A 25,657-nucleotide genomic window follows, 5' to 3' on the forward strand; every position below is an offset into this window, starting at 1 on the left:
TTTGGTGAAGCCTTAGAAGCGTTTCGCACCGCCATATCTTTTCGCTTTTTTCAATGGTTAAAAGATAATATTGAGGTATTTACTAATTATAAAGCAAGTTTGGGCTTTGTTTGGGCATAATTTTTGTTTAAGTACCGATAATCACAATACTGAAACATCCAATCTAAAGGAACTTTATCACACCATTTCTGGGCAACTAAATCAATGAATTTTTTTAAAGTATTTCTTTGAAAAACAATACAAGCAAAACAACTTTGAAACTCCCAACTATGATATGGACTAACTACCTGAAAATGAGGATTTTTTTGGCGAAAACGTCTAAATTCACGAAGAAATAAGGGAGATAAATAAGTGTCATCTTCTAACCACATTATATATTCAGATGAAGAAGACTTTAACGCATATTCCATGCTATTAACAAAATCTAAACATAAATGAGCTACCCAATAATCATAAGATTGATTAGGAAAAATAGTTAATTCAGGATAAACTGTACGATATATGGGAATAAGATTGTATATAGAAAGGAGATTTTTTAATTCTTCATAGTCGTAAGGATCTAAAAACAAATATCTTTCGCTAAATAAACTTTTTCCCGTCCAAATATTTTTACTATTAAAAACACTTCGATTATTTTTTAACGACTGTTGTAAATATTCAAAATTATTTATTCTTCTAATAGTAGGAATAAGAACAGTAATATTCATTTTATTTTTTAGTTGATTTAATATTAAACTAATTTAATGTTATTTTCTGATAAAAAGAGAAATTTTGCTAAGAATTCATGACAAACAATCATTTAGTATCTTGCGTTATCATATTTTTCAACCAAGAAAAGTTTATTGAGGATGCTATCGGCAGTATTTTAGCTCAAACCTATCAAAATTGGGAGTTATTCTTAGTGGATGATGGTTCTACAGATAATAGTAGCAAAATAGCGCAGAATTATGCAAAAAAATATGGGGATAAAATAAAATACTTACAACATGAAAATCATCAAAATCGGGGTAAAAACGCCTCTCGAAATTTAGGCATAGATAAATCAAAAGGTGATTATATTGCCTTTTTAGATGGTGATGATGTTTGGTTACCCCATAAATTGCAACAACAAGTAGAAATATTTTATAATTATCCTTCGGCAAAAATGATTTATGGAAGAACTTTATTTTGGTATAGTTGGACAACAAAGCCAGAAGATAAAAATAAAGACTATTTTATGAATCTTGGTGTTAATCCTAATACCTTGATTTATCCTCCTGATTTACTGATATTATCCTTGCAAAATAAAACTCAAACTCCTACTACTTGTAATGCAATTTTTCGGCGAGAAGTACTTGAGATAATTGGCAAATGGGATGAAAATTTTGGTAATATCTATGAAGATCAAATCTTTTTCTCACAAGTACAACTAAAAATGCCGATCTTTGTAGCTGATGAATATTGGGCAAAATATCGCCGACATTCAGATAATTCTACTGCTTTTTTAGAAAATTTAAGAGAAAATATTGAGGAATATTCTTTTAATAGATTGATATTTCTAAATTGGGTTCAAATTTATTTAAAAAGTGAAAAAGTTAAAAATATTAAAATTTGGTTATCTCTATTTAAAGATAAATATTTTTGTGAACACCCTCAGCAACTCCGATGGTGGCTTTTTTACAAAAATTTATTTTTATTGGGGAATGACAAAAAATTTGTCTCCTCTTCATCTAGCTATTTAATTAAGTTATTGCTTAAATTTTAAGTTCATTAAACAAAAGTAATTGAAAATTAATTTATCAATTTTAGTAATTATTATTAATTGTTTTATTTATTTTTATGCAAGAAAATCCTTTAGTATCTTGTACTATTATATTTTTCAATCAAGAAAAGTTTATTGAGGAAGCGATCGCCAGTGTCATAAATCAAACTTATCAAAACTGGGAATTATTATTGGTGGACGACGGTTCAACGGATAAGAGCACTCAAATTGCCCAAAATTATGCCGAAAAATACCCAGAAAAAATCAAATATTTAGAACATGAAAACCATCAAAATAGGGGAAATAGTGCCACTCGTAATTTAGGACTAAAATATGCAAAAGGTGATCTAATTGGTTTTTTAGATGGTGATGATGTTTGGCTACCCAAAAAATTAGAAGAACAAATCATTATCCTCAAAAATAATCCCTCAGTGAAAATGATTTATGGCAGAACTGTCATTTGGTATAGTTGGACAGGAAAACCAGAAGATCAAGATCGAAACTTTTTTATGAGTTTAGGAGTAGAAGCCAATACCATAGTTCAACCTCCAGAATTAATAATAAAACTATTAGATCAAGGATGTCAAGCCCCCACCACTTGCAATCCCCTAATTAGAAAAGAAGTTTTTAAGGAAATTGGCACTTTTGAAGAGCAATTTAAAGATTTATATGATGATCGAGTATTTTTTTCTAAAATTCAACTAAAAGCACCTATTTTTGTTGCTGATAATTATTGGGCAAAATATCGTCGGCATCCTGATAGTTTATGCAGTAATGTAACCCAAGATCAAGTTAATGATCGGCAAAAAGCCTATTATGATTGGTTAGAAGAATATATGTTGAAAGAAAATATTATTAATACAGAACTAGGAGTGATTATTCAAAGAAATCAACCTCCCAGTCGCATTTTAAGAAAAAGTTCTCCTTTGCTCTATTATTTTTGGCAATTAAATATTTCAAATACAATTCATGTTTTGTCCAAATTAGTCATCAAAATAGGCAGAATTACCCTATCTCAAAAATTGCGTGATTGGTTATGGTATAAATTGGGACAACATATCTATCGCTATTTAGTCAAATAAAGTTAGTTCTTATTTATTGGTCTCATGAAAGAAAATCCTCTTGTATCTTGTATTATTATATTTCTCAATGAAGAAAAATTTATTGAGGATGCGGTCGCAAGTGTCATAAATCAAACTTATCAAAACTGGGAATTATTATTAGTGGATGATGGTTCAACGGATAATAGCACAAATATAGCCCAAAATTATGCCGAAAAATACCCAGAAAAAATCAAATATTTAGAACATGAAAACCATCAAAATCGAGGAATGAGTGCTACCCGTAATTTAGGATTAAAATATGCTAAAGGTGAATTGATTGGGTTTTTAGATGGTGATGATATTTGGCTACCTGAGAAATTAAAAGAACAAATAATTATTCTCAAAAATAATCCCACAGCAAAAATGGTTTATGGGAGAACTCAACTTTGGTATAGTTGGACAGGAAAATCAGAAGATCAAAATAAAGATTTTTTTCTTAATTTAGGAATTGAACCCAATACCTTAGTTCAACCACCAGAATTATTCATCAAAATACTATATGGTGGATGTCAAAGTCCAACTACTTGCAACGCTTTAATTAAAAAAGAAGTTTTTACCGAAATTGGCACATTTGAGGATCAGTTTAAGGATTTATATGAGGATACAGTATTTTTTTCTAAAATTCAACTAAAAGCACCTATTTTTGTCGCTGATAACTGTTGGGCTAAATATCGTCAGCATTCTGATAGCTGTTATAATAGTACAATTCGATATCCAAATATCGTCAAACAAAAAATAAAGGCTTATTATGATTGGTTAGAAGAATATATGTTAAATGAAAATATTATTTACACAGAAGTAGGAGTATTTATCCAGAGAAATCAACCCAGTCGAATTTTACGAAAAAGTTCTCCTCTTTTATACTATTTTTGGCAATTAAACATCTCTCAAATGGTTGATAATTTTACGCAATTAGGAATAAAAATAGGCCGAGTTATCCTACCTCAAAAATTGCGTGATTGGTTATGGAATAATTGGGGCAGACATATTTATCGATATTTAGTCTAAAAAGTTGTTTGAAAAATATTTTATCCTGCGAATTTGTGATAAAACAATATGTTTAATTAATACCATAATTTGGGGTTTCATTATGTTCTATCCAAAATAAAATTTGTGTCATTCTCTTTTCTGTAGTGTGCCATTTTTTTACTTTTTCTTGAGCATTAATAGCAATTTTTTCTGCCAATTGAGGGTTAGATAAAATATAATTAATTTGCTCTCCTAATTCTTCGGCAGTAGAATATAGTAATATTTCTTTGCCATTTTCAAATATTGCTTTATTTAAAGGGCGATCAGGTATTTCCCATGAAATGACAGGGCGTAAAGCAGCGATACCTTCTATAACCCTTGTACTATAGCCTTTGACTAAATGAGGTAAATTAACCACAGCAAAACCACTTTGCAATACTTGTTTTTGCCATGCCATAAAAGCCGAATATCTAATATTTCTTAAAAGTTGAAGGTATAAAGGATAAATTAAATGTAGAGGATAATTTGTGAATTTATCTAAACGTAAATATTGATGACGTGGCAACAGATTAAAGAATAATGAATAAATATAATTATCATTGGATAAATGATTCTGTTTGAGCAAACTATTTAATTTTTTATTTTCTAGCAATTCTTGTCTTTCACCATATAAACTGCCACTAAAAAAAGCTAAATTATATCTTGATGGTTTATTTTGAGTGCAGATTAAACCTTCAGGAATAGAAACAGGAAGCCACATTGTTGGCAGTTTTAAACGTTGATGGAGATTAATAACATCTTCTTCATCTACAGCTACGATATGAGTCACATTTTCTAACTGTTTTTCTATTCCTTGTCTTCGATATTGTAGCCAAGAAAAATTTTGATAGGCTTTTTCATCATATTCTAAGGATTCGGTGATAAAACCCAGTCTAACAGGTGCAAGATTTTTGACGATAGATAAATCTAAATTAAAGTCAGCAAAATGACTAAGATCATTTAACCAAATTTGATCAAAAATTTTGCCCTCGCATATTCTTTCTAAATAAGGTAGCCAAGGAGTCGTTATTATTACCACTTCTATACCTAATTTTTCTAAACTTTCTTTAAACGCAAAATTTAAACAATAAGGATAACTACGCCCTTGTAACCAGTTTAAACATTCAAATTGAACTAATAAAATTCTCAATTATTTTCTCCTCAATAGTTATTAGGTAAATTACTATAATTTTCTCCTCACATTTGAGTTAATTAAATTGATTAACGTACCAATCATCCCACATAGAAAACTCGATAAATTTTCTCGAAAATCCATTTTTAGTTAATAATTTAAAAATTTCTTCCCTTTGAAATGTGTAATTATGTTCAACGGTAATAATGTTAATCTGATATTTACTGAAATCAAAAGCATTTAAAATAGAAAACTCTGAGCCTTCAGTATCAATTGATAAATAATCAATTTTTTTTGGTGCATTATATGTTAGAAGTAAATCTTCTAGTGATATTGTGTAAACTTGATAATTATCACCATCAATGCGAGATTTGCCATGATGATCTGCATTTGTAAAACTTTTAATTGTAGATAATTCCGCCTCCGATTTAACTTCGTTAAACTCTAAAATTTCTCCAGTTTTTTCCCAAACACAACGAGTATCAATAAGACTTTTTCGATTCTGTTTTAAATATGGATGCCAAAATTTTGCTGGTTCTGCTAATATTCCTGTCCATTGTAAATTTTTTTCTAGAGCTTTTGTATTGCTCCAGTGGATTCCATCAGTTGCCCCAAATTCAACAAAATAACCTTTTTCCCTTTCATTTAATTGGTAACGAATAAATAAGTCTTGAAAAAGTTGAGAAGAGGATTCGTTTTTATGTTGTAAACAAAAATTAAAAAAAGTTTCAGTCTCAGAGCTAGAAAAGTTATTTAGTTGGGAAAGTTGGGTGAGCATTTGCTTATGCCATTGTTTTCTTGTTCTATATTGTTGAAAATCTATGATTATTTTTTTTAGTTGAAATAGAATCAAGTTATTCACAATATTTTTTTCCACTTTGAACCCCAATATTATTTAATAGTTTATATTATTGTTTATTGTCACTAAGATCAAAAACTATAAAGATTCTTTCTTTGAGAATATAGACATCTTTTCTTAATAGTTTAAATCAAAATCACAAATATCAAACCTAAATTTATGCACATTACTATTACTGGAGGAGCAGGATTTATCGGTTCTCACCTTACCGAATTTTTATTGAAAAAAGGTCATCAAATAACTATTATTGATAACTTAACATCAGGAAAATTAAGTAATTTACCTTCAAGTATTCCGATAATTAATAAAAGTATTAGTCAATGTCAACCTGAAGATTTCCCTAAATCCATTGATGGAATCGTTCATTTAGCTGCTACCCCTTCGGTAAATAACTCTTGGTTAAAACCCATCGTAACTCATCACAATAATGTATCTGAAATATTGCATTTAATTCAATTATGTAATAAGTTAAAAATTTCTCGACTTGTTTTTGCTAGTTCCGCCGCAGTATATGGTAATCCGATAAATTTACCCATTAATGAGAGTCATCCAACAGATCCTGTTTCACCCTATGGTTTACATAAACTTTTTGGGGAAAAATATATTAACTTATTCGTATCACAACACAAATTTTCAGCAATAAATTTACGTTTTTTTAATGTTTTTGGTTCAAAACAAGATCCTAATTCTCCCTACTCTGGAGTAATTTCTATTTTTATTAATGCAATGAAAAATAATCAACCTATTACTATTTTTGGAGATGGTCAACAAACTAGAGATTTTATCTATGTTAAAGATATTGTAAATAGTATTTATTTAGCTTTAACAAAAAATTTAGATAACGGTCAAACTATAACTTGTAATATTGGTACAGGAAAAGCTATTTCTTTATTAGATTTTCTAAGTGAGTTAAAAATTTTTTTTCCACAATGGAAAGAATCAATTAATTTTCAACCTCGTCGATTAGGTGATATTATTTATTCACAAGCAGACATTTCAAAGGCAATATCTGAATTAAATTATCAACCTAATTATGAATTAAAACCAGCATTAACAGAATTTTTAAACAACTCAACAAACATAATAGAGAAGAAACTAAAGATAGTTTAATAATAAAAAATTACCTTTTTTTTAAAGTGAGAGAATAAAAAGTTATAGTTATTTCAATTAAGTTTGAGACAGTTTCCAGTTATCAAATGTTGAATTTGCGGTAGTGATAGAGTCTGGCTTTGTTTCATTCTTATCTTAAGTGACTATAATTTCTTAATCTAAAGGGAGATTATTATAAATTAGACATTATCTTGGTCAAAATTATGACCATATTGTAATTTATAAAGTTGAGCAAAAAGACCATTTTTAGAAAGTAAAACATCAAAATTTCCTATTTCTCTCACTTTACCCTCTTTTAGTACAATAATTTGATCAGCAGTTTCAATAGTAGATAAACGATGAGCAATCACAATTACAGTACGATTTTTACTTAAATTACTGATAGATTGTTGGATAAAATTTTCGGAAACACTGTCAAGGGCATTAGTTGCTTCATCCATAATCAAAATTTCTGGATTACAAATAATCGCACGAGCAATAGAAATACGTTGTTTTTGTCCTCCAGATAAAAGAACACCTCGATCTCCAACAAAAGTATCATAACCTTGGGGTAAGTTCAGAATAAAATCATGGGCGTTAGCTAGTTTAGCCGCCTGAATAACATCGTCATTAGTTGCACCTAATCGACCATAAGCAATATTTTCTCCTACTGTTGTGTTAAATAAGTGAATATCTTGACTGACTAAAGCAATTTTAGAACGCCAAGAGGATAAATCTAAATCAGGCAAATAATAATTATCAACATAAATTTTGCCCTGAGTAACATCATAAAAACGACAAATTAAATTAACTAAAGTTGATTTACCCGCCCCCGATGAGCCAACAAAAGCCGTAGTTTTACCTTGAGGGATATAGATAGAAACATCATCCAACGCCGGTTTATCTTGGTTAGAATAATAAAAACTAACAGATTTTAACCAAATTCCTTGCTCGAGTTTTCGGAATTGAATATGGCCTGAGTGAATATAGGGTTTATCAAAGGTATCTAACAAAGACATTACATCTGTAATAGAACTACTCAAGGCGATTAAATAAGTGCGGTTAACATCGAAATTTTTGACTTGAGGTTGCAAACGATAAAGCATGAAAATAAAAGTTAATAAAATAGGCAAAGTTGTATTAGTAGTTAAAGCAATAAACATGACTACCACTAATAAAACCACCGCCAAAACCTCAAAAAGTAGTTCTACTATGGCTGAAAGTTGTTGTAGCTCAATACTGATTTCACGAACATTTTGAGATGCTTGGTTAAATCTTTCTTGCTCATGAAATTCTCGTCCAAAAGAGCGAATAGTTTTGATTCCTGTCAACAGTTCCACCATGATATTATTTAACTCTTGGCTAACCTGTAAATTTTGCTCTCCTAGTCGCTCAGATTGACGAGTCATCCGACGAACTAAAGCCGAAATTATCCCTAGAGTAAAAATCACCAATAATGTTAATTTCCAAGACAAAAATAATAACATCATTGTGTAAGTAATAGCTACGCAGATATTGATTGTTAACCACAGAAATTGCATTAATCCTGCACAGGCGTTAGAAGTTTGACCTCCAATAGTACCAAGTAATTTACCGCATTGATTAGTGTCCCAAAAACTTTGACTAACATTCATCAATTGTTGAAAAATACGGCGACGTAAATTATCTAAAAGATGGGCATAAAGCCAATGAATTAAAACAGTATAAGAATAGACAAATCCTGCCTTAATAAATACTGATAAAACAATACATAAAGTGATAATAAGGGGACGTAAATCCGCAGAAACTCCTGAAAAAATAAAATTTAAAAAGTCTAAAAAAGAGTTATTAATTGTCGGTTTATTAGTTGTAGTAGGACTAAGAGTATCTAAAAAAGGAATCAATAAACTAATACCTAACACCTCTGTCACCGAGGATAAAAGTCCTAAAATAATGATTGATGATGCTTTCCAAGGGTAAATTTTGAATAAAGGAATTATTTTTTTGACGGCGGTAATATCTTTGAGCATTAATCTTTTTTTTCTCCTATTTTTTATTTTGAGCTAATCCTAATCTAAAATAATAGTTTAAATCATAAATAGATATTATTAAATTAGGTCATTTAAGAAAAACTCAGGATAAAAAACCGTCAGTAATTAAAAAACTATGTTAACCATTTTTTTTGATGTAATCAGATATGTAGATAGCTATAAAAAAATAGCAAAATTTAATCAACATAAAAGTAATTTAATCAATAACAGTAATAAACGCAAAATTTTACTAATTACTCCTTATGTACCTTATCCGTTGAATAGTGGAGCGGCAATACGCAGATTTTATTTAATCCAATATTTAGCATTAAAAAATGATGTTATTCTTGTTTCTTTTACCTTTTCCAGTAAAGACTATTATTTAGAAAAAGAACTAGATAAATACTGTGATTTAGCCCTAATTATAAAAACAAAATATTTATCTTTACCCTCTTTTTATCAATTACCAAAAGAAATTATCCGTTTTCAATCTTGGAGAATGAAACTTATCTTAAAAACTCTAGCCAAGTTAAGTTTTGATATAGTGATTTTTGATTCTATTTTTACTGCTCAATATTCAAAGTTTTTCGGAGATAGTTATCAAATTTTATTTGAGCATAATATCGAGTCTCAAATACTAAGTCGAACAATAGAAATAAAAAAACAATTATCTCATGATAAGTCATTATTACAAATGGAAAAACAACTACAATTATTTAAGGAATACGAAAATAAAATATGGGCTAAATTCCCCTTAAAAATTGTTGTGAGTCAACAAGATAAAAACCAGATGGAAAACCGTTGTAAAATAGGTCAGATAATGGTTGTTAAAAACGGAGTTGATACTAAAAAAAATCAACCTATTATGCCTATTATGAATAGTGATAAACAAAAAATATTATATATGGGGATGATGGGATATGAACCAAATATTGATGCTATTAATTATTTTTTTAGAGATATTTTACCCTTAGTATGGCAAAAACAGCCTCAAATTACTTTTTGTATTGCAGGGTCACATCCTGATTCATCAATTCTTGAGTTAAATAATCATCCTCAAATAGAAGTAATAGCCAATCCTGAAGATATAAATGACATAGTAAAAGATTGTATACTAAGTGTAGTCCCAATTCGCATTGGTGGAGGTACAAGAATTAAAATTCTTCATTCTATGGCTATCGGTTTACCAGTTATTTCCACTAATTTAGGGGCTGAAGGTTTAAATGTAATAAATGATTTTAATATAGTATTGAGAGACAATCCCTTAGAATTTGCTGAAGGAATTTTACAAGTGAAGTGTGATAGTCATTTTAGAGAAAAACTAAGAAAAAATGCACGTTTGTTAGTAGAAAAAGAGTATGATTGGTATATAATTTTCAAGGAAATGGAGAATAATTGGAAGAATATTTCAATGTAGTTTTACATATCAAAAAAAAGATAAAAATGAACAGTATTAATAAGTTAAGGAATAATTATTTATTCACAACACATACCAATTTAGATATTATTTTTATTAAAAATTGGGAAAATATAAATATAATAAATACTCCATTTTTTGTCTGGTACTTAGGAGACAAGTATTCTTATTTTTCAAAATAAACAATATTACCATTATCATTTATGTTTGCAAAAAAAGCTAAAAAATATGCTATTAGTGCGAAATATGAACCTAAAAATATAGAATTAGAAGAAGAAATAGAAAATATTTAATTAACTATTGATTTATAATAGACTTAATGTAAAATAACTTTAAATACGCTATTTACTATATTATTTAATCCATAAATTAAGGTTTTTAACTCTATTAGTGGTATTATTTTTTATAACCAATAAATTCTATTCATAGCTAATTTGTGGGGATTGATAATCTAAAGGTTCAACATGAATTAAAATTCTTACAGGAGCAAATTTTTCCTCTAATTTAGCTTCTACTTCTTCTGTTATATCATGGGCAGTTTTGACATTTTCAGTATCAACAATTAAGTGCATTTCTATAAATACTTGTCGCCCTAATAATCCTCTGGATGCGATATTATGACAGTTAATTACTCCTTGTACTTGCATTACTAATTCATGGATTAATTCAGGGGCGATGGCCATTTCATCAACTAACCAAGGTAGGTTACTTTTTAATACTTCCCAACCGCTTTTTAATACCAAAATAGCTACAGGAAAAGCTAATAAATAATCAAGAGATTGTAGCCAAGGAAGATTCCAATTTTCTGATTGCCAAACAGCAATTAAACCAAACAATACAGATATTGTTACCCACACATCACTCATGGTATGAGTTGCATCTGCAATTAAAATATTACTACCTAATTTTTGCCCCACTTTTCGCTCATAAAAAGCGACAAAAATATTAATACCTAAAATAAGGATTAAAACCCATAATTCTGGTCCATTAATTTTAACAGGATCACCGCCAAAAATAATTCTATTTAAAGCGCTAGTAAAAATTTCAAAACAAGCAATACCTAAAAATGCAGCTATACCTAAAGCACCAATTGCTTCAAATTTGTGATGGCCGTAAGGATGATCTCTATCAGGAATGGGAGAAGAAAGTTGATTAGTTACTAAACCTAAGACATTATTGGCACTATCTGTTACACTATGTAAAGCATCTGCTTGTAAACTTAAAGAACCTGTCATGATTCCAACTACGGCTTTTAATGCTAAAACAATAATATTTAATATTAAGGTAATAATAAGTACTTGACGAACTTTTTGACGTTTATCTTCCATGATAACCATAAATAATTAATCCCTAATCTTTTTTACTTCATTTAATTATAGGAGAAAAAAAATCTTAATTTTTATTAATTTTATCAAAATATTTGACAGTTAAACTTCTTTATTGAGAATAAATATCATGATTAATAATAGTTATTATAATTTAGATAAAATTACCGAACCTATTAGGAATGTAAAGCCAGAAATTAAAGCAATTGTAGAGCAAGTTTTACAATTAGAAAAAGATAAATTATCACAAAAAAATCTGCGCTATATTAATGATGATATTTTAAAAATAATCAAAGAAAATATACAATGAAAATTACCAGTTTACAGCTTTTTAATTTTAGACAATTTTATGGTAAAACACCGATAATTAACTTCGCTGGAGGAGAAAAAAATACCACTATTATTCATGGTAATAATGGGGCAGGAAAAACCACAATTCTTAACGCATTTACTTGGGTATTTTATGAAAGATTTACGGCTGCTTTTGCTTCTCCTAGTTTATTGATCAATAAAAGAGCAATTAATGAGGTAGAATTTGGCGTAGGGGTAGAGTGTTTTGCAGAAATTATTTTTGATCATGACTATAAATCATATCAGTTAAAAAGAAAATGTTTTGGCAGTCGAAATAAAGATAATAAAATAGAGATTAATCAAACACAATTATTTATGATGGTAGCAGGAGATGATGGAAAATGGCAACATCCTATGGAACAACCTTCTGATATAATTGAGAAAATATTGCCTAAAAGTTTACATCAATATTTTTTCTTTGATGGTGAACATATTGATCATCTTTTTCGAGTAGAAGAAAGACATAAAATTGCAGAAGATACTAAAGAATTAATTGGGGTAAAAGTTTTAGAAAGAGCAGTAATTCACCTTAAAAATGCCCAAAAAACTTTAACAGAAGAATTAAATTTGTTAGGGGATATAAAAATTCAAAATTTAGTTAAACAACAAAAAAATCAAGAAGATTTAAGTATAAAATTAAAGACAGAAAATAACTTAATTTCTCAAAGGTTAGAACAATTAGAATTAGATAAACAAACTCTTTCTAATCAAATGTTAGCCATCAGTGGAATAGAAAAAATACAAGAATTAAAACAAAGATTATTAGTAGAAGAAAAGGAAATTAGAAAAAATTTAATTACTACTCAACAAGCCATAAAAAAAGAAATTTCTACGAGAAGTTATTTAACTTTTTTATCCTCAACTATGGGAGAATTTAACGTTATCATTGAAGAATTGAGAGAAAAAGGAGAGTTACCAAGTGGCATAAAAAAACAATTTGTAGCAGAATTATTAAATAGAAATAAGTGTATTTGTGGTACAGAATTGCATCCAGAAAAGGAACCTTATTTACAAGTAAAAAAATGGATGAATAAAGCTGGAAATAGTGATATTGAAGAAGCAGCTATAAGGTTAGAAGCTCAAAGTAGTAATATTCAATCATTAGTTGAACAATTTTGGATAGAAATAAATCAATATCAACAAAATATTAATGACTGGCGTATTCAGTTAGCAAATATTGAAAATCAATTAGATAATATTAACGAACAATTAAGACAATATCCAGATCTAAATATTCAAGAAATGCAAAAAAAATTAGATAATATAGATCAACATATTCGTCAATTAACTTTAAATGAAGGAGAAGTAAATTTACAATTAGAAAATATCCAAGAAGATTTAATTAATATAGAAAAACAAATTAAAAAACAAGAAATAAAAGCCGAAAAACACGCTTTAATCATAAGAAGAATAGAAGCCACAGAAGAATCGATTAAGTGTATTATGGAAATTCAAAAAAGAATGGAAATTCAATTTAGATTAGCTTTAGAAAAACGTTTACAAGAAATTTTCAAATCTATCTCTTTTACTCCCTATCAACCTTGTTTAAATCAAAATTATGAATTAAATTTAATCGAAAATACATCAGGAATTGCTTTATCTGTTGCCGCATCAACAGGAGAAAATCAAATTTTAAGTTTATCTTTTATTGGTGCTATTATTGATATGGTTCGAGAATGGTCAAAAGAAAATAATTTAGTGGGTTTAGATTCAAGTAAATTTCCGATAATTATGGATTCTCCTTTTGGCAGTTTAGACGAAATTTATCGCCGTCAAGTTGCTAAATGTATTCCTAAATTAGCAAATCAATTAGTTGTTTTAGTCACAAAAACTCAATGGCGAAATGAAGTAGAAACCGAAATGAATCCTTATATTAATAAACAATATGTCTTAGTTTATCTTTCTCCAAAAGAAGATTGTCAAGAAGATTTTATCACTTTAAATGGCATTGAATATCCTTTAGTAAAAAGAAGTAATAATCAATTTGAATATACTGAAATAATGGAAGTTAATATTTAATTTTTTCTTTTTAGTCTTCAGCGTTTAGATAAAATAATATTTAGAGATTTATTGTTAAAATTTTAATTATGTACCGATAATTTATGATTTTTATAGAAGAATAATTATGAAAAGATTATTTCCCTTAACTAATTACAATATCAAGATTTTATTAAATTTTACAACTTATTATAAATTAGTCTAATTCGGTTTTTGCCATCAAAATATTTAGTTATCACTTTTTTTACTATAACTATCATATAAATCTTTAATAGTTAGATCAAAATTTATCTTAAGAAATCTATTAATTTTCAATAATTCTCCAGTAAATCCTCTCACATCATAGTTTTTTTCTTGTAATGTTTTAACTAACTGATAATATTTATGTTCTTTTAATATTTGTTCCTCTAATTGCCTTTCTTCTTCTGATAATGTTTCCATACCTAATAATAATAATATTCCTTCTTTTATACCTTTAATTTGTTCTATTTTTAACGGAATATTTTGTAAAATACTTTTTTTCAATAATGCTTGTTTTATTTTTAAATCAACAGATTTTTCAGAACTTTTTGTCTTAATTACTTTAGAATTTTTAGGAGATGACTCTGATATTTTTTGAATAGTTTTAATTTGATTAATAAATTTATTCTGATTTTCTTTAAAATTTTTATGTATGATAGCGATTCTCGTTGAATCTCCTAAAGCTGTATGTAATTTAAGTAGTTTTTTTTCTTCTTCTGATAAATGTTTAAGCTCATTTTCTAACTGTTGAGGAAGATTAAATAATTTATTAATTACTTCTAAGGATAAACGATGATTATTGGTTAAATTTGCTATATCTTCTTGTATATCTTCTATTTTGAATTTAGATAAATCTACTTTTGCCTCTGCTATAATTTTAATATCTTGACGATTATCCCAAAAGATTAAAGTATCAAAGTTATACTTATTTTTAGCTTCTTCTATTACTTCTTTTAAAAGTTTTAATACTAATTCATGTTTTTCATTATAGTCAAATTGATAATGTTTAAAATTGAGATGTTTTTTATTACTAAACCAAGCATATCCAATTTCTGTGGGTTGTTTATAAATTTTTTCACCTATTTTTTTATCTTTAAATTCTAAATCTATATATACTATTTTTACCATGATTTTTTAGATATATTTTCTTCTAAAGAACTAGATATTAATCATTGAATTTACCATGATTTGAACTTTATATTTTCTTACTTTAATCTATCAATTAAAATAATACAATACCTAAGTATGATTGAAAGTAACTTAAATAATATATATATTATTACTCAAGATAACAGAGAAGTTTTACTTTTTTAAAATTTAGGTTAAAGTTAATGATAATAACTGAATTGAATAATTAGTTTATATATGCGCGCTTTATTAATTTATCCCATCTTTCCGCCTACTTTTTGGTCTTATGACAAAATTTTAGAATTAGTTAATCGCAAAGTATTATTACCGCCATTAGGATTGATTACGGTAGCCTCAATTTTACCCCAAGAGTGGGAATTTAAGTTAGTTGATCGTAATATACGCCCTGTAAGTGAAGCGGAGTGGGCTTGGGCAGATGTGGTAATTATGTCAGCAATGATTGTTCAAAAAGATGACTTACTCAGTCAAATAAAAGAGGCTAAAAAAAGAGGAAAATTAGTGGCTGTAGGTGGCCCTTACCCTACTTCTGTACCTCACGAACCCCAAGAAGCTGGAGTGGATTTCTTAATTTTAGACGAGGGTGAAATCACCTTACCAATGTTTGTGGAAGCCATAGAGAAGGGAGAAAAATCAGGTATTTTCCGTACCACCGAAAAACCTGACGTGACTATTACTCCTGTACCTCGTTTCGATTTATTGGAATTTGATGCTTATGATTCTATGTCGGTACAATTTTCTCGTGGATGTCCATTTCAATGTGAATTTTGCGATATTATTGTACTTTATGGACGAAAACCTAGAACAAAAACCCCTCAACAATTACTCAAAGAGTTAGATTATCTTTATGAGTTAGGTTGGCGGCGAAGTGTTTTTATGGTGGATGATAATTTTATCGGTAATAAACGCAACGTCAAATTATTGTTAAAAGCCTTAAAAACATGGCAACAAGAAAAGCAATATCCTTTTCGCTTCAATACCGAGGCTTCTGTGGATTTAGCTGACGATGATGAATTGATGCAATTAATGGTAGATTGTTATTTTGATGCGGTATTTTTAGGCATTGAAACCCCCGATGAGGATAGTTTACAGCTTACTAAAAAATTCCAAAATACTCGTAGTTCTCTTGCTGATGCTGTTGATAAAATTATTCGTATAGGATTACGCCCTATGGCTGGTTTTATTATCGGTTTTGACGGTGAGAAAAAAGGTGCTGGCGATCGCATAGTCAGATTTGCCGAACAAGTAGGCATACCTACCACAACTTTTGCGATGCTTCAAGCCTTACCTAATACAGCGTTATGGCATCGTTTAGAAAAAGAAGGACGATTACGGGAAGGAAAAGACGGTAATATTAACCAAACAACATTAATGAATTTTGTGCCAACTCGCCCTGTGGAAGACATCGCTAACGAGTATGTGGACGCATTTTGGCGGTTATATGATCCCCATGCTTACCTAGATCGTATATATCATTGTTTTCTGAAATTAGGTGCTCCTAAAGCTCATCCTCCTGCTAAATTACCCACTTTAATCGATCTTAAGGCTTTAGCAATTGTAGTATGGCGACAAGGCATCAAACGAGATACCCGTTGGAAATTTTGGCATCATCTTTTTAGTATCATCAAACATAATCCCGCAGTATGGGAACATTATTTAACCCTTTGCGCCCATAATGAACATTTTATGGAATATCGGGAAATTGTCAAAATGCAAATTGAAACACAGTTAAAAGAATATTTAAGTCAAGATCAAAAATCCTTAATAACCTGTTAACTTATTGATTTATGTGGGCATTGCCCACTCTATTTGAGTCTAAATTTAAAAAATTCTTATCTTAATGCTCGAATATTATATCTATATTCCTGTTCGTTTAAACCGTCTCCTTTAAAAGCTATATTGCGAGGAATTTTTTGAGCCAAAGCCACCGCGCGATCGCCACCATTAGGATGAGTACTAAGTAAAGTAGGTGTTTTACCTCCTAATTGTCCTAATTTTGCCATGAAATTAACCATCGCCCCCGGAGCGTAACCAGCATCATATAATATTTGTAAACCCAAGTCATCCGCTTCATACTCGTCTTTACGGCTATAGGGTAAATCTAGGGCTAAAGCAACCCCTAATTGTACCGCTTTAGTTTTATCTAATCCAGCAGCACTTAATAACCCCTGAGTTACCGCTTGTTGTCGCATTTGTTTTTGAGAGTGACGAGCTACCACATGACCAATTTCATGGGCCATCACACTAGCTAATTCTGCTTCATTAGAGGCTTTTTTAATTAAACCTGTATTTAAGTAAATAAAACCCCCCATGGTGGCAAAAGCATTAATTTCAGGATTATTTACCACATGAAAAGTATAAGGTAAATCAGATCTACTACTAACAGAAACTAATCTTTGTCCTATTTGATTAATATAATTAGATAAATCTCGATTTTGATATAATTTAACTTTTCTTTGAGAAATTAATTGTTGTCGTATTTGAGAGCCAAATTCAACTTCTTGTTCATCACTAATATTACTAATTTGAATGACTTGAATTCCTCTTAAAATCAATTCTTGCCAAGGAATAGCCTGAGTAATATTGGCATTACCCAATATCAAACTAAAAGTAATAGTAAAGAAAAGGATTAAATTTAATAATTTATGTTTTATATTAAACACGATAATCAAAATATATGAAAATACTTAATTTTGTTGACTGATAAAAATTTTAAAAGTTCCTTATAATAAATAGTCTTTTCTTAATTATAGTCTGTAAATTAGATAATCACTGGTTTTTATCAACCTAAATCTTCTGAATATCTATTTTTCAATTATTAAGTTTATTAAATATTTATAACAATGAATTTCGGTTGTTTTTATCAAATTGTTAACTTTAATTTAAGTTTAAAAAAAATGTAATAATATATAAATTAATTAATATAATTTTAAGAAATCAAATTTTTACACTAATATTTTAAAACAAATAATTATGTCAAAACATATCTTAATCAAAAAACCTGTAGGAGAAATTTTAGAAGAAGCTGGATTAATTAGTAGTGGCCAAATTCATGTGGCATTGATTGAACAAAGTATTTATACTCATTTAAAATTAGGAGAAATTTTTGCCCTTCATGGTTGGATTGATCAACAAACGGCGGATTTTTTTGCGGAAAAGATCAAACAATTAGCTTGTGATGACAAAAAACAACGAATGGGTTATTATTTTAGTGAAGCTGGACTATTAAAAGAAAAGGATATAAAAGCAATCCTTGATGAGCAAGAACAATTAGGTATAAAATTCGGTTCTTTAGCAGTTTTAAAAGGATATATTAAACAAGAAACTTTGACTTTTTTTCTTACACATTTTGCTCCAGAAAGTATTGATACAAATGCGATTCAATATCTTGACAAAACTACTATGAATTCTAAAAGAGCTACAATTGTCGAAAATCATGAAAAAGCTATTCTTTCCACTCAATCTCAAGTAACAACCCACAACAGTTATTATGATTTAACTATTCATGAAAAAATCACTATGGATGATGAAGATTTAAGAGACGAGATTATTTGGAAAGGTTAATTCTTTTTAGGAAATTATAGCTTTTTGTGTTGTAAATTATTTACAAAGTTCTTCCCCCCGACGGTATAACTCACGGGCGTAATCTGTCCATATTCCTTGTCCCCAATAACGAAAACAGCTTGTTTGTAATAATAAATTATAAAGTAAGGCTTCTTGATAATCTGCTCTTTGTGTTACTTTGGGATCTTCTGCTACTAAACGATCATATTTTTGATGAAACATCGCACTTAATTTATTCATCGGCTCAAGGACATTTTCATAACCTTTTACCCAGCTTAAATCATTTGTCCATGATGCGCCATCCATGTGGAATTGAGGATCATTTTGATTAAGATCGGCGATGGCACTTTCTACCGTAGCAGGAGTGATATTATAGCCAACTTTTGCCCAAATTTTATGTTGCCCCACTGGTTGACATATAGGATAATCTTCAGGGTGAATGCCGTTAGCTTCCACTAACTCAAGATATTCTGTACCATTAAAACCCACGACATCGCTACCATTTTTGAGATCATACCATAAAGGTTGAAAACCACGAGGAAACTCATTCATCATCACGCCACCGTTTTCACCGTCAGCAATTTGACTAACACAAGAAGGAATAGAAATACCTTTAATGTCTTGTTTGCCTAAAGTTTTCGCTTCATGATAAGGTTGCATTTGTGCCACTAATTTTGTATCTGAGCCCTGAGTTTTAATTAACGCTGTAATACTAATAACTTCTCCTCTGGAATTTTTGGCAACTAAACGATTAGGTATATATTTTTGTCTATGATCTAGCCCTGAACCATCGATATTTTCAACGGTATGTTCTTGAACTAATAACCAACGATAACCGCAATCTTTAAGCGCTTTAACATATTCATAGAAAGTGTCAGGATGGTTAGGAAGGTGCATTTCAGGAGGAGAAAAACCTTTTACCCGTGATAAGGCTTCTTCACCGAAAATAGAAGCAAAATGATGTTGCCATGCTTGAATTTGTAATTTTAAATCGGGAATTGGAGTTGAAGGTGCGACGGCGTGAGACCACATTGTACCTAACCACTCTACATAAGGCTGATATTGGCGATCGCAAGTAATGGTTTTGAGATTATCAATAACATCATTACGCCCCATTTGCTGTAAACCCCAGAGTAAATTTCCTGAGTAATCTAACATGATGCGAGGGTTACAACCATCAGCAACTAATTGAGGGATAAATTCACCCATACGACTATAACACCAAGCAAAAACACTAGCGTTATGATTATCACCGTCACCTTGATTATTAAACATCTGCTGTAAATTACAGATTAATGCTCCATTTTCTCCTGCTGGAATGGTGGGTTGGTGCATATGTAAAGCACAGGCAAATCCAGATTTTATGTGTTCTAATTTGAGATTAGTTTTAGGTAAATATACTTGGTTATTATTGTTAACTAAAGCTGATATTTTTGCTTCATTACCACTGATAGGAGGAAATAAGACAAAGGTTTTTAATTCTGTTGTGGCAATCATAAATATTTTTTTGTGAGGGAATAACTTAAGAGATTTTTAAATTTTTTGTTCTCTTTTGTGCCTTATTTTACTTTACATTTAATGAACATTTTTTCTTATTTTTCATAACTTAATTTAATATTATTTTACCTTTATTTAGAAAACTTAATATTTCTTTTACTGAGATCTTACACCAGAACAAAAATACTTAATACTCTAAAGTGAGGTAATCAATTTTATAGCGGTTAGTATCAATTCTGAAACTCATTACTCATTACTTCTTACTCATTACTCCCTCTCACAGGCCAATTTTCAACTAGATGCAAGATATGAGTTTTAGGTATCAGATTTTTGACGGTATAGTAAAATTTACAGATTTATTTTTTAATCTTTATTATTCATCAATGACTTAAAATTGCTATATTTTCAATTATCAATACTTTATTTGAAAAGACTTTCTACTTATTCAGTAAACTCTATTTATGTCTGAAATTTTAGCACCTTGGAGAACGTTGTTACAAAGAGCATTACATCGTAATCGATCACAAATATTTAGTCGTTATTTTTCTTTAGCAACCATAAGTGAGGATGGTTTTCCTACTAATAGAATGGTAGTTTTTAGAGGTTTTTTAGATAATAGTAATCAGCTAAAAATTATTACGGATATTCGCAGTGAAAAATTTACTCATTTAACTAATAATTCTTCTAGTGAAATTTGTTGGTATTTTGCTAAAACAAGAGAACAATTTAGAATCAAGGGAAAAATAATATTAATTACGGAAGATTGTCAAGATAAAAATTTATTATCTGAGCGTGAAAAAGTATGGGAAAAATTAAGTATAAACGCAAAAGAGCAGTTTTACTGGGCAAATCCGGGAGAATTATTAACAGAAAATCCAGCAATAATTATTAATGAAATAGAGGAAAAAAAGCCTATATCTAATTTTTGTTTATTATTATTAAATCCACAAAAAGTTGATCATTTAGAATTGAAAGGAAATCCTCAAAATCGATGTATTTATGAGCTTATGGAAAATAATCAATGGTTGAAAACTATGGTTAATCCTTAATTAAATTTACTTAATTCTTGACGCATTAAATTCTCAACTTTGTTATATTCTTCTAAAATTTGAGGGATTAAAGTAGTGGGTTTTTTCAGATTCCCTTTAATCATACAATGTTCTACTTCTTTTGATAATTGAGATAATTTCATCGCCCCTAAACTTTCACTACTAGATTTTAGGGTGTGAGCATTTATTTTAATTTCTTGTCTATCTTCATTTTTTAACCCATTAACTAAACCTTGTATTAATTTTGGAGTGTCTTCTAAATAAGCATTCATTAAATCGGCGAAAACCTCTTCAAATTCTTCCTCCCCTATCATTTCCCTTAATTGTGTAATCACTTTTGAGTCTAATGAATTCATTATTTTCTCTGATTTTGATTCTATTTGTATATTATTCATTATGTCTGAAACTGAGTTACTTTTTTTCAAATTTTTTAATTTTTGTACTAAACTTTCCACTCTCACTGGTTTTGATAAATAATCATCCATTCCCGCCGCTAAACAAATTTGGCGATCGCCTTCTCTGGCATTGGCCGTCATGGCAATAATATAAGGGGGATTACCATAAAAATTATGATTAGGAGTATTCCAAAAAGTGCGAATATGACGAGTGGCCGTTAAACCATCCATTTCGGGCATTTGTACATCCATAAGAATAAGATCGTAACATTGACGACGAAGAGTCTCTAACACTTCCAAGCCATCAGCAACCACATCAGCACGATAACCTAAACGCTTAAGAATATTAGTAATAACTTTTTGATTGATAACATTATCCTCAGCGATGAGAATTTTTAAAGGTGCGATATTAGCAATATTCTCAAAAGTAGAAGAAGGTAAAACCGAAGTAAAAGATTTTTGATAATGATTTTGTTTTTGACAAATTTTGACTAAAATATCTGATAATTGAGACTGTTTAATGGGTTTGCCCAAAGTTGCCCACCAATTAACTTCTTTCACAGAATTTTGTATTTCCAGATTACCAATAGAACTCAATAAAATCAACGGTAAATTTTGATACTCAGATAATAAACGAATTTGTTTACCTAAACTAACACCATCCATAGAAGGCATTTGCATATCTAAAATAGCTAAATCAAGAGGTTGCTGATTTTTTAGCATGGATAATGCCTCTTTTCCCGAAGAAGTAACAACGGTTTCCATGCCCAAGTTATGGCACTGAATCATTAATATTTGGCGATTAGTATCATTATCATCCACAATTAATACTTTTTTGCCACTTAAAACATCACGATGAGGAGAATTATTAGCTAAAGAAAAATTAGAAACTTGAGTTTTAACCGTAAAACAAAACATTGAACCTTTGTCTTCAATTTTAGAAGAAATTTGCCAGTCAGGAGGAATTTCCCCCGCTAAATTACCTTTACTTTCTACCCACATAATACCCTTCATCATTGTCACTAACCGCTTACAAATAGCTAATCCTAACCCTGTACCGCCATAGTTACGAGTAGTAGAAGCATCCACTTGAGAAAAAGCCTTAAATAATTTATCTATACGACTAGCAGGAATACCGATTCCCGTATCTTTCACCGTAAAGATTAATTCATATTCAGTAATATAATTACTAACGACAAGAGTATGATAAACACCTACAGATAAAACAATTTCACCACTTTTAGTAAATTTAATGGCATTATTAACTAAATTAACCAAAATTTGCCGTAAACGGGTAACATTCCCATTAATCTGAAAAGGAATTTCTTGGGCGATAAAATAAATCAATTCGATATTCTTACTAATAGCTTTAGGTGCTAATAAATCGAAACATTCCTCTACCACCGTATGAATAGAAAAAGGCTGAGATTCTAACTCTAACTTCCCAGATTCTATTTTAGAAAAATCAAGAATATCATTAATAATAGTTAAGAGATTATCACCGCTAGTACGGATAATTTCAGCAAACTCTCTTTGTTCACTATCAAGAGATGTATCTAATAATAATCCTGTCATACCAATAACTGCATTCATGGGAGTCCGTATTTCGTGACTCATAGTCGCCAAAAACTCACTTTTAGCCCGATTAGCCGATTCTGCTTGTTCTTTTGCTAGTTGTAACTCTTGTTCTACTTTTATAGTTTTGGTTATATCAGTAATTGTACCTACTAAACGAGATGCTTGTTTTTTATCCTCATTATCTGGTTTACCTTTTGCTAAAACCCAAATATATTCACCATTTTTATGTTTTAAACGATGTATATTTTGATATAGTTGCCCGGCATTAAATGCCGATAAATTAATATCTCGTAAATTTTGTTCTAAATCATCTTCATGAATTCGATGTAACCAACTATCAATATTGTTTGGTAAAGGGTTATCTTCATAACCAATAATGCGCATCCACGCTGGAGAATAATAAACTTCATTAGTGTTTAAATCCCAATCCCAAATACCATCATTAGTACCCGAAACCGCCAAGTCATAACGCTCATCTTTTTCTAGTAAAGTTTTTTCTATGGCCTTTTTTTTCTCTATTTCCTCTTCCAATTTTTTCGTATTTAAAATTAATTCATTAGTTCTTTCTTCCACTTTTACCATTAAATTTTTGCGTGAATCTTCTAATTCAACAAATTTATTGTGTAGGGTTTGAATCATTATATAATAATTTTCTGCTAATATTTCTAATTCCTTGATATTGGTTTTTTCCCAAATAAAACTTTCATTTTCGATAATTTCATCAGATAAATGACTGGTAATATTTTTTAACTTATCTAAAGGTTTAACCAATTTTCGACTAACTCTATAGGCGAAGAAAAAAGCAATAAGAATAGTAAGATAAAGAATAGCTAAAGAATTAATATATTCTAATTGTAATTCATTAATAAAAGGTTCAGTTTTAATCTTAACTAAAATTGACCAAGAAACATCATTAATAGCTAATTTTTGAACATAAAATGATTTACTCCATCTCGACATAATGGGCATTCCCTTTTGAATAGGTAGCCACTGATAAATATTAGCTTGTAACGGGCGTATCTCATGATCATTAGAGTCAATATCATTTTGATTAGCGGTTAAATTATTACTAGCAATGATTTGATTTTTATTATCTAAAATAAAGACATCTGTATTTTTTTCAAAATTATCTAAATTAAGAAAATTACTAATTTGTTTACTAGAAAAACAACCATAAACAAAACCATTCCATTGATTATTATTATCAGCAATAGGATAAATAAAACCTACATGATTTTCTTCTTTAAGGTTATCTTGATGAATACTTGTTAAAATAGGTTTTTTACTTTCTTTCACTATCTGAAACTCATTTAAACTATGAGAATGTAAATCAATAATTGATTTCCCTAGTTGATTTTGATTCGGATAACTAGCAATAATAATTCCTTCTTTATTGGTGATAAATAATTCCTGAAAATCATTAAAGATATTGACAGTAGTTACTAATTGATGTTCTAAAATATTCTCATCTGTGATAGAAGCTATTTCCGCCATCGCTTTTCGATGAACATTATACCAACTAATAAAAGTTTTGTGTAACTGTTCTGTTTTATTATTTAATTCTCTAACAATTTGTTTATCAATGTCATGAATTTGATGATAACTATTAAAAATAGTAATGGTAAGAGTCGTAATTAAAATAAAACTTATAAATAGATTAAATAAATTTTCCTGAAAAGATAATACTATTTTTTTTTGTTCTTTTTTTATAATTTTTTGTATCGGAATATAATTAATAATCAGACTAGCAATTATAACGTTAAAAAGACTATTTATTGATTGTTTTAAAATAATTAAAGTGACTCCTAATGTTGAAACCTTTAAAATATTTAAGTAAATAAAAGTAACAAGAGGAGTGGCAATACATAACCAGTAAATAATATTAATTAAAACTAAATTTTGACTTTTTCTACGCCAAAAATAACTAACAAAAATTGTTTCAAGAGTATAAATAATTATGGCATAAGGATGCCCCCACAAAAACCAAGTACAAATACTACTAAGAAAACCTGTTACTACCCCCCATAAACTTCCATAAAAATAAGTAACTAACCACACAAAAATTGAGCCAATAATAAAATCAACACCAAAAAATAAAGGTAATTTAAAATAGTTACCTAAATAGGCTAAAATAATTAGAAAAAATAATGAAAAATCAACAATTTTTGTCTTACTTTTCATGGTTGATGATAGGAAATAACAAAGTTATATAATTAACAATAAATAATAAATACTAGGATTCAAAAAAAAAATCTCGAATATCAAAAAATAATTACCTAGGCGTTATCATTATTATAAATTATCTGGTTAAAAATACTTAAGTAATTAGCAGTCAGTAATCAGCCGTCAGTTAACATCAATTCTTATTACTGTTG

General features: G+C 29.2%; 19 protein-coding genes. 10 read left to right on the forward strand and 9 right to left on the reverse strand.

All coding sequences use genetic code 11. From position 1 onward, the window contains the following. Positions 1–86: 86 nt before the first annotated feature. The gene (locus tag ACEW8E_RS15790) at positions 87–707 is read right to left on the reverse strand and encodes a hypothetical protein (RefSeq protein ID WP_373481316.1); all 621 of its coding nucleotides are present in this window, start codon (positions 705–707) and stop codon (positions 87–89) included. Between the two features lie 77 nt (positions 708–784). On the opposite strand from ACEW8E_RS15790, the gene ACEW8E_RS15795 reads away from it, so the two are divergent. The 3 genes from ACEW8E_RS15795 (at position 785) to ACEW8E_RS15805 (ending at position 3,852) form a co-directional block, all read left to right on the forward strand. Next, complete coding sequence (locus ACEW8E_RS15795) at positions 785–1,744, forward strand: glycosyltransferase family 2 protein (protein WP_373481317.1); 960 nt, start codon at positions 785–787, stop codon at positions 1,742–1,744. Between the two features lie 74 nt (positions 1,745–1,818). Next, positions 1,819–2,823: a glycosyltransferase family 2 protein gene (locus tag ACEW8E_RS15800; protein WP_373481318.1), complete on the forward strand. Its 1,005-nt coding sequence runs from the start codon at positions 1,819–1,821 to the stop codon at positions 2,821–2,823. A gap of 24 nt (positions 2,824–2,847) precedes the next feature. Next, positions 2,848–3,852 (forward strand): glycosyltransferase family 2 protein, encoded by a 1,005-nt coding sequence (locus tag ACEW8E_RS15805; RefSeq protein WP_373481319.1) that lies wholly within the window; start codon positions 2,848–2,850, stop codon positions 3,850–3,852. Positions 3,853–3,904: 52 nt separating this feature from the next. On the opposite strand, the gene ACEW8E_RS15810 is transcribed toward ACEW8E_RS15805, so the two are convergent. Together ACEW8E_RS15810 and ACEW8E_RS15815 are read right to left on the reverse strand one after the other, a co-directional pair. Further along, on the reverse strand, positions 3,905–5,002 hold the full coding sequence (locus ACEW8E_RS15810; protein WP_373481320.1) for a glycosyltransferase: 1,098 nt from the start codon (positions 5,000–5,002) through the stop codon (positions 3,905–3,907). A gap of 58 nt (positions 5,003–5,060) precedes the next feature. Next, complete coding sequence (locus tag ACEW8E_RS15815; protein WP_373481321.1) at positions 5,061–5,762, reverse strand: FkbM family methyltransferase; 702 nt, start codon at positions 5,760–5,762, stop codon at positions 5,061–5,063. 240 nt (positions 5,763–6,002) lie between these two features. On the opposite strand from ACEW8E_RS15815, the gene ACEW8E_RS15820 reads away from it, so the two are divergent. Next, on the forward strand, positions 6,003–6,953 hold the full coding sequence (locus ACEW8E_RS15820; RefSeq protein ID WP_373481322.1) for an NAD-dependent epimerase/dehydratase family protein: 951 nt from the start codon (positions 6,003–6,005) through the stop codon (positions 6,951–6,953). 179 nt (positions 6,954–7,132) lie between these two features. Here the strand turns inward: ACEW8E_RS15820 and ACEW8E_RS15825 are convergent, their stop codons facing one another. After that, positions 7,133–8,941 (reverse strand): ABC transporter ATP-binding protein, encoded by a 1,809-nt coding sequence (locus ACEW8E_RS15825; RefSeq protein WP_373481323.1) that lies wholly within the window; start codon positions 8,939–8,941, stop codon positions 7,133–7,135. A 136-nt stretch (positions 8,942–9,077) separates the two neighbouring features. Between ACEW8E_RS15825 and ACEW8E_RS15830 the strand changes: the two genes are divergently transcribed. Then, a complete protein-coding gene (locus ACEW8E_RS15830; RefSeq protein WP_373481324.1) occupies positions 9,078–10,358 on the forward strand; it encodes a glycosyltransferase family 4 protein in 1,281 nt (426 codons plus the stop codon). A 419-nt stretch (positions 10,359–10,777) separates the two neighbouring features. Here ACEW8E_RS15830 and ACEW8E_RS15835 read toward each other — a convergent pair whose 3' ends face one another. After that, positions 10,778–11,695, reverse strand: a complete 918-nt coding sequence (locus tag ACEW8E_RS15835) for a cation diffusion facilitator family transporter (RefSeq protein WP_373481325.1) — start codon at positions 11,693–11,695, stop codon at positions 10,778–10,780. Positions 11,696–11,813: 118 nt separating this feature from the next. Here ACEW8E_RS15835 and ACEW8E_RS15840 point away from each other — a divergent pair, with 118 nt between their 5' ends. Together ACEW8E_RS15840 and ACEW8E_RS15845 are read left to right on the forward strand one after the other, a co-directional pair. Continuing rightward, positions 11,814–11,993, forward strand: a complete 180-nt coding sequence (locus ACEW8E_RS15840) for a hypothetical protein (protein ID WP_373481326.1) — start codon at positions 11,814–11,816, stop codon at positions 11,991–11,993. Further along, the gene (locus ACEW8E_RS15845) at positions 11,990–14,053 is read left to right on the forward strand and encodes an AAA family ATPase (RefSeq protein WP_373481327.1); all 2,064 of its coding nucleotides are present in this window, start codon (positions 11,990–11,992) and stop codon (positions 14,051–14,053) included. Before ACEW8E_RS15840 ends, ACEW8E_RS15845 begins: the two co-directional genes overlap by 4 nt. A gap of 207 nt (positions 14,054–14,260) precedes the next feature. Here the strand turns inward: ACEW8E_RS15845 and ACEW8E_RS15850 are convergent, their stop codons facing one another. Then, a complete protein-coding gene (locus ACEW8E_RS15850; protein ID WP_373481328.1) occupies positions 14,261–15,181 on the reverse strand; it encodes a hypothetical protein in 921 nt (306 codons plus the stop codon). 237 nt (positions 15,182–15,418) lie between these two features. Here ACEW8E_RS15850 and ACEW8E_RS15855 point away from each other — a divergent pair, with 237 nt between their 5' ends. Then, positions 15,419–16,975 (forward strand): B12-binding domain-containing radical SAM protein, encoded by a 1,557-nt coding sequence (locus tag ACEW8E_RS15855; RefSeq protein WP_373481329.1) that lies wholly within the window; start codon positions 15,419–15,421, stop codon positions 16,973–16,975. A 56-nt stretch (positions 16,976–17,031) separates the two neighbouring features. On the opposite strand, the gene ACEW8E_RS15860 is transcribed toward ACEW8E_RS15855, so the two are convergent. Then, entirely contained in the window at positions 17,032–17,802 is a 771-nt protein-coding gene (locus ACEW8E_RS15860; RefSeq protein WP_373481343.1) for a M48 family metallopeptidase, read from the reverse strand. A gap of 370 nt (positions 17,803–18,172) precedes the next feature. Between ACEW8E_RS15860 and ACEW8E_RS15865 the strand changes: the two genes are divergently transcribed. Continuing rightward, positions 18,173–18,763, forward strand: a complete 591-nt coding sequence (locus tag ACEW8E_RS15865) for a hypothetical protein (RefSeq protein ID WP_373481330.1) — start codon at positions 18,173–18,175, stop codon at positions 18,761–18,763. A 36-nt stretch (positions 18,764–18,799) separates the two neighbouring features. Here ACEW8E_RS15865 and ACEW8E_RS15870 read toward each other — a convergent pair whose 3' ends face one another. Next, the gene (locus ACEW8E_RS15870; RefSeq protein WP_373481331.1) at positions 18,800–20,260 is read right to left on the reverse strand and encodes a glycosyl hydrolase family 57; all 1,461 of its coding nucleotides are present in this window, start codon (positions 20,258–20,260) and stop codon (positions 18,800–18,802) included. Positions 20,261–20,721: 461 nt separating this feature from the next. Between ACEW8E_RS15870 and ACEW8E_RS15875 the strand changes: the two genes are divergently transcribed. Next, positions 20,722–21,309: an Npun_F5749 family FMN-dependent PPOX-type flavoprotein gene (locus ACEW8E_RS15875; RefSeq protein WP_373481332.1), complete on the forward strand. Its 588-nt coding sequence runs from the start codon at positions 20,722–20,724 to the stop codon at positions 21,307–21,309. On the opposite strand, the gene ACEW8E_RS15880 is transcribed toward ACEW8E_RS15875, so the two are convergent. Beyond that, the gene (locus ACEW8E_RS15880) at positions 21,306–25,463 is read right to left on the reverse strand and encodes a response regulator (RefSeq protein WP_373481333.1); all 4,158 of its coding nucleotides are present in this window, start codon (positions 25,461–25,463) and stop codon (positions 21,306–21,308) included. The two genes, ACEW8E_RS15875 and ACEW8E_RS15880, sit on opposite strands and share 4 nt — an antisense overlap. Positions 25,464–25,657 lie beyond the last annotated feature (194 nt).

It is taken from the genome of Geminocystis sp. (genome assembly GCF_041753295.1).
GTDB lineage: Bacteria > Cyanobacteriota > Cyanobacteriia > Cyanobacteriales > Cyanobacteriaceae > Geminocystis.

What these genes read in the sequence shown, in the direction of transcription:
- ACEW8E_RS15855 (WP_373481329.1), top strand. Translation starts at nt 15,419, where the DNA reads ATGCGCGCTTTATTAATTTATCCCATCTTTCCGCCTACTTTTTGGTCT.
- ACEW8E_RS15875 (WP_373481332.1), top strand. Translation starts at nt 20,722, where the DNA reads ATGTCTGAAATTTTAGCACCTTGGAGAACGTTGTTACAAAGAGCATTA.
- ACEW8E_RS15880 (WP_373481333.1), bottom strand. Translation starts at nt 25,463, where the DNA reads ATGAAAAGTAAGACAAAAATTGTTGATTTTTCATTATTTTTTCTAATT.
- ACEW8E_RS15840 (WP_373481326.1), top strand. Translation starts at nt 11,814, where the DNA reads ATGATTAATAATAGTTATTATAATTTAGATAAAATTACCGAACCTATT.
- ACEW8E_RS15795 (WP_373481317.1), top strand. Translation starts at nt 785, where the DNA reads ATGACAAACAATCATTTAGTATCTTGCGTTATCATATTTTTCAACCAA.
- ACEW8E_RS15820 (WP_373481322.1), top strand. Translation starts at nt 6,003, where the DNA reads ATGCACATTACTATTACTGGAGGAGCAGGATTTATCGGTTCTCACCTT.
- ACEW8E_RS15835 (WP_373481325.1), bottom strand. Translation starts at nt 11,695, where the DNA reads ATGGTTATCATGGAAGATAAACGTCAAAAAGTTCGTCAAGTACTTATT.
- ACEW8E_RS15825 (WP_373481323.1), bottom strand. Translation starts at nt 8,941, where the DNA reads ATGCTCAAAGATATTACCGCCGTCAAAAAAATAATTCCTTTATTCAAA.
- ACEW8E_RS15865 (WP_373481330.1), top strand. Translation starts at nt 18,173, where the DNA reads ATGTCAAAACATATCTTAATCAAAAAACCTGTAGGAGAAATTTTAGAA.
- ACEW8E_RS15815 (WP_373481321.1), bottom strand. Translation starts at nt 5,762, where the DNA reads ATGCTCACCCAACTTTCCCAACTAAATAACTTTTCTAGCTCTGAGACT.
- ACEW8E_RS15805 (WP_373481319.1), top strand. Translation starts at nt 2,848, where the DNA reads ATGAAAGAAAATCCTCTTGTATCTTGTATTATTATATTTCTCAATGAA.
- ACEW8E_RS15845 (WP_373481327.1), top strand. Translation starts at nt 11,990, where the DNA reads ATGAAAATTACCAGTTTACAGCTTTTTAATTTTAGACAATTTTATGGT.
- ACEW8E_RS15870 (WP_373481331.1), bottom strand. Translation starts at nt 20,260, where the DNA reads ATGATTGCCACAACAGAATTAAAAACCTTTGTCTTATTTCCTCCTATC.
- ACEW8E_RS15790 (WP_373481316.1), bottom strand. Translation starts at nt 707, where the DNA reads ATGAATATTACTGTTCTTATTCCTACTATTAGAAGAATAAATAATTTT.
- ACEW8E_RS15850 (WP_373481328.1), bottom strand. Translation starts at nt 15,181, where the DNA reads ATGGTAAAAATAGTATATATAGATTTAGAATTTAAAGATAAAAAAATA.
- ACEW8E_RS15830 (WP_373481324.1), top strand. Translation starts at nt 9,078, where the DNA reads ATGTTAACCATTTTTTTTGATGTAATCAGATATGTAGATAGCTATAAA.
- ACEW8E_RS15800 (WP_373481318.1), top strand. Translation starts at nt 1,819, where the DNA reads ATGCAAGAAAATCCTTTAGTATCTTGTACTATTATATTTTTCAATCAA.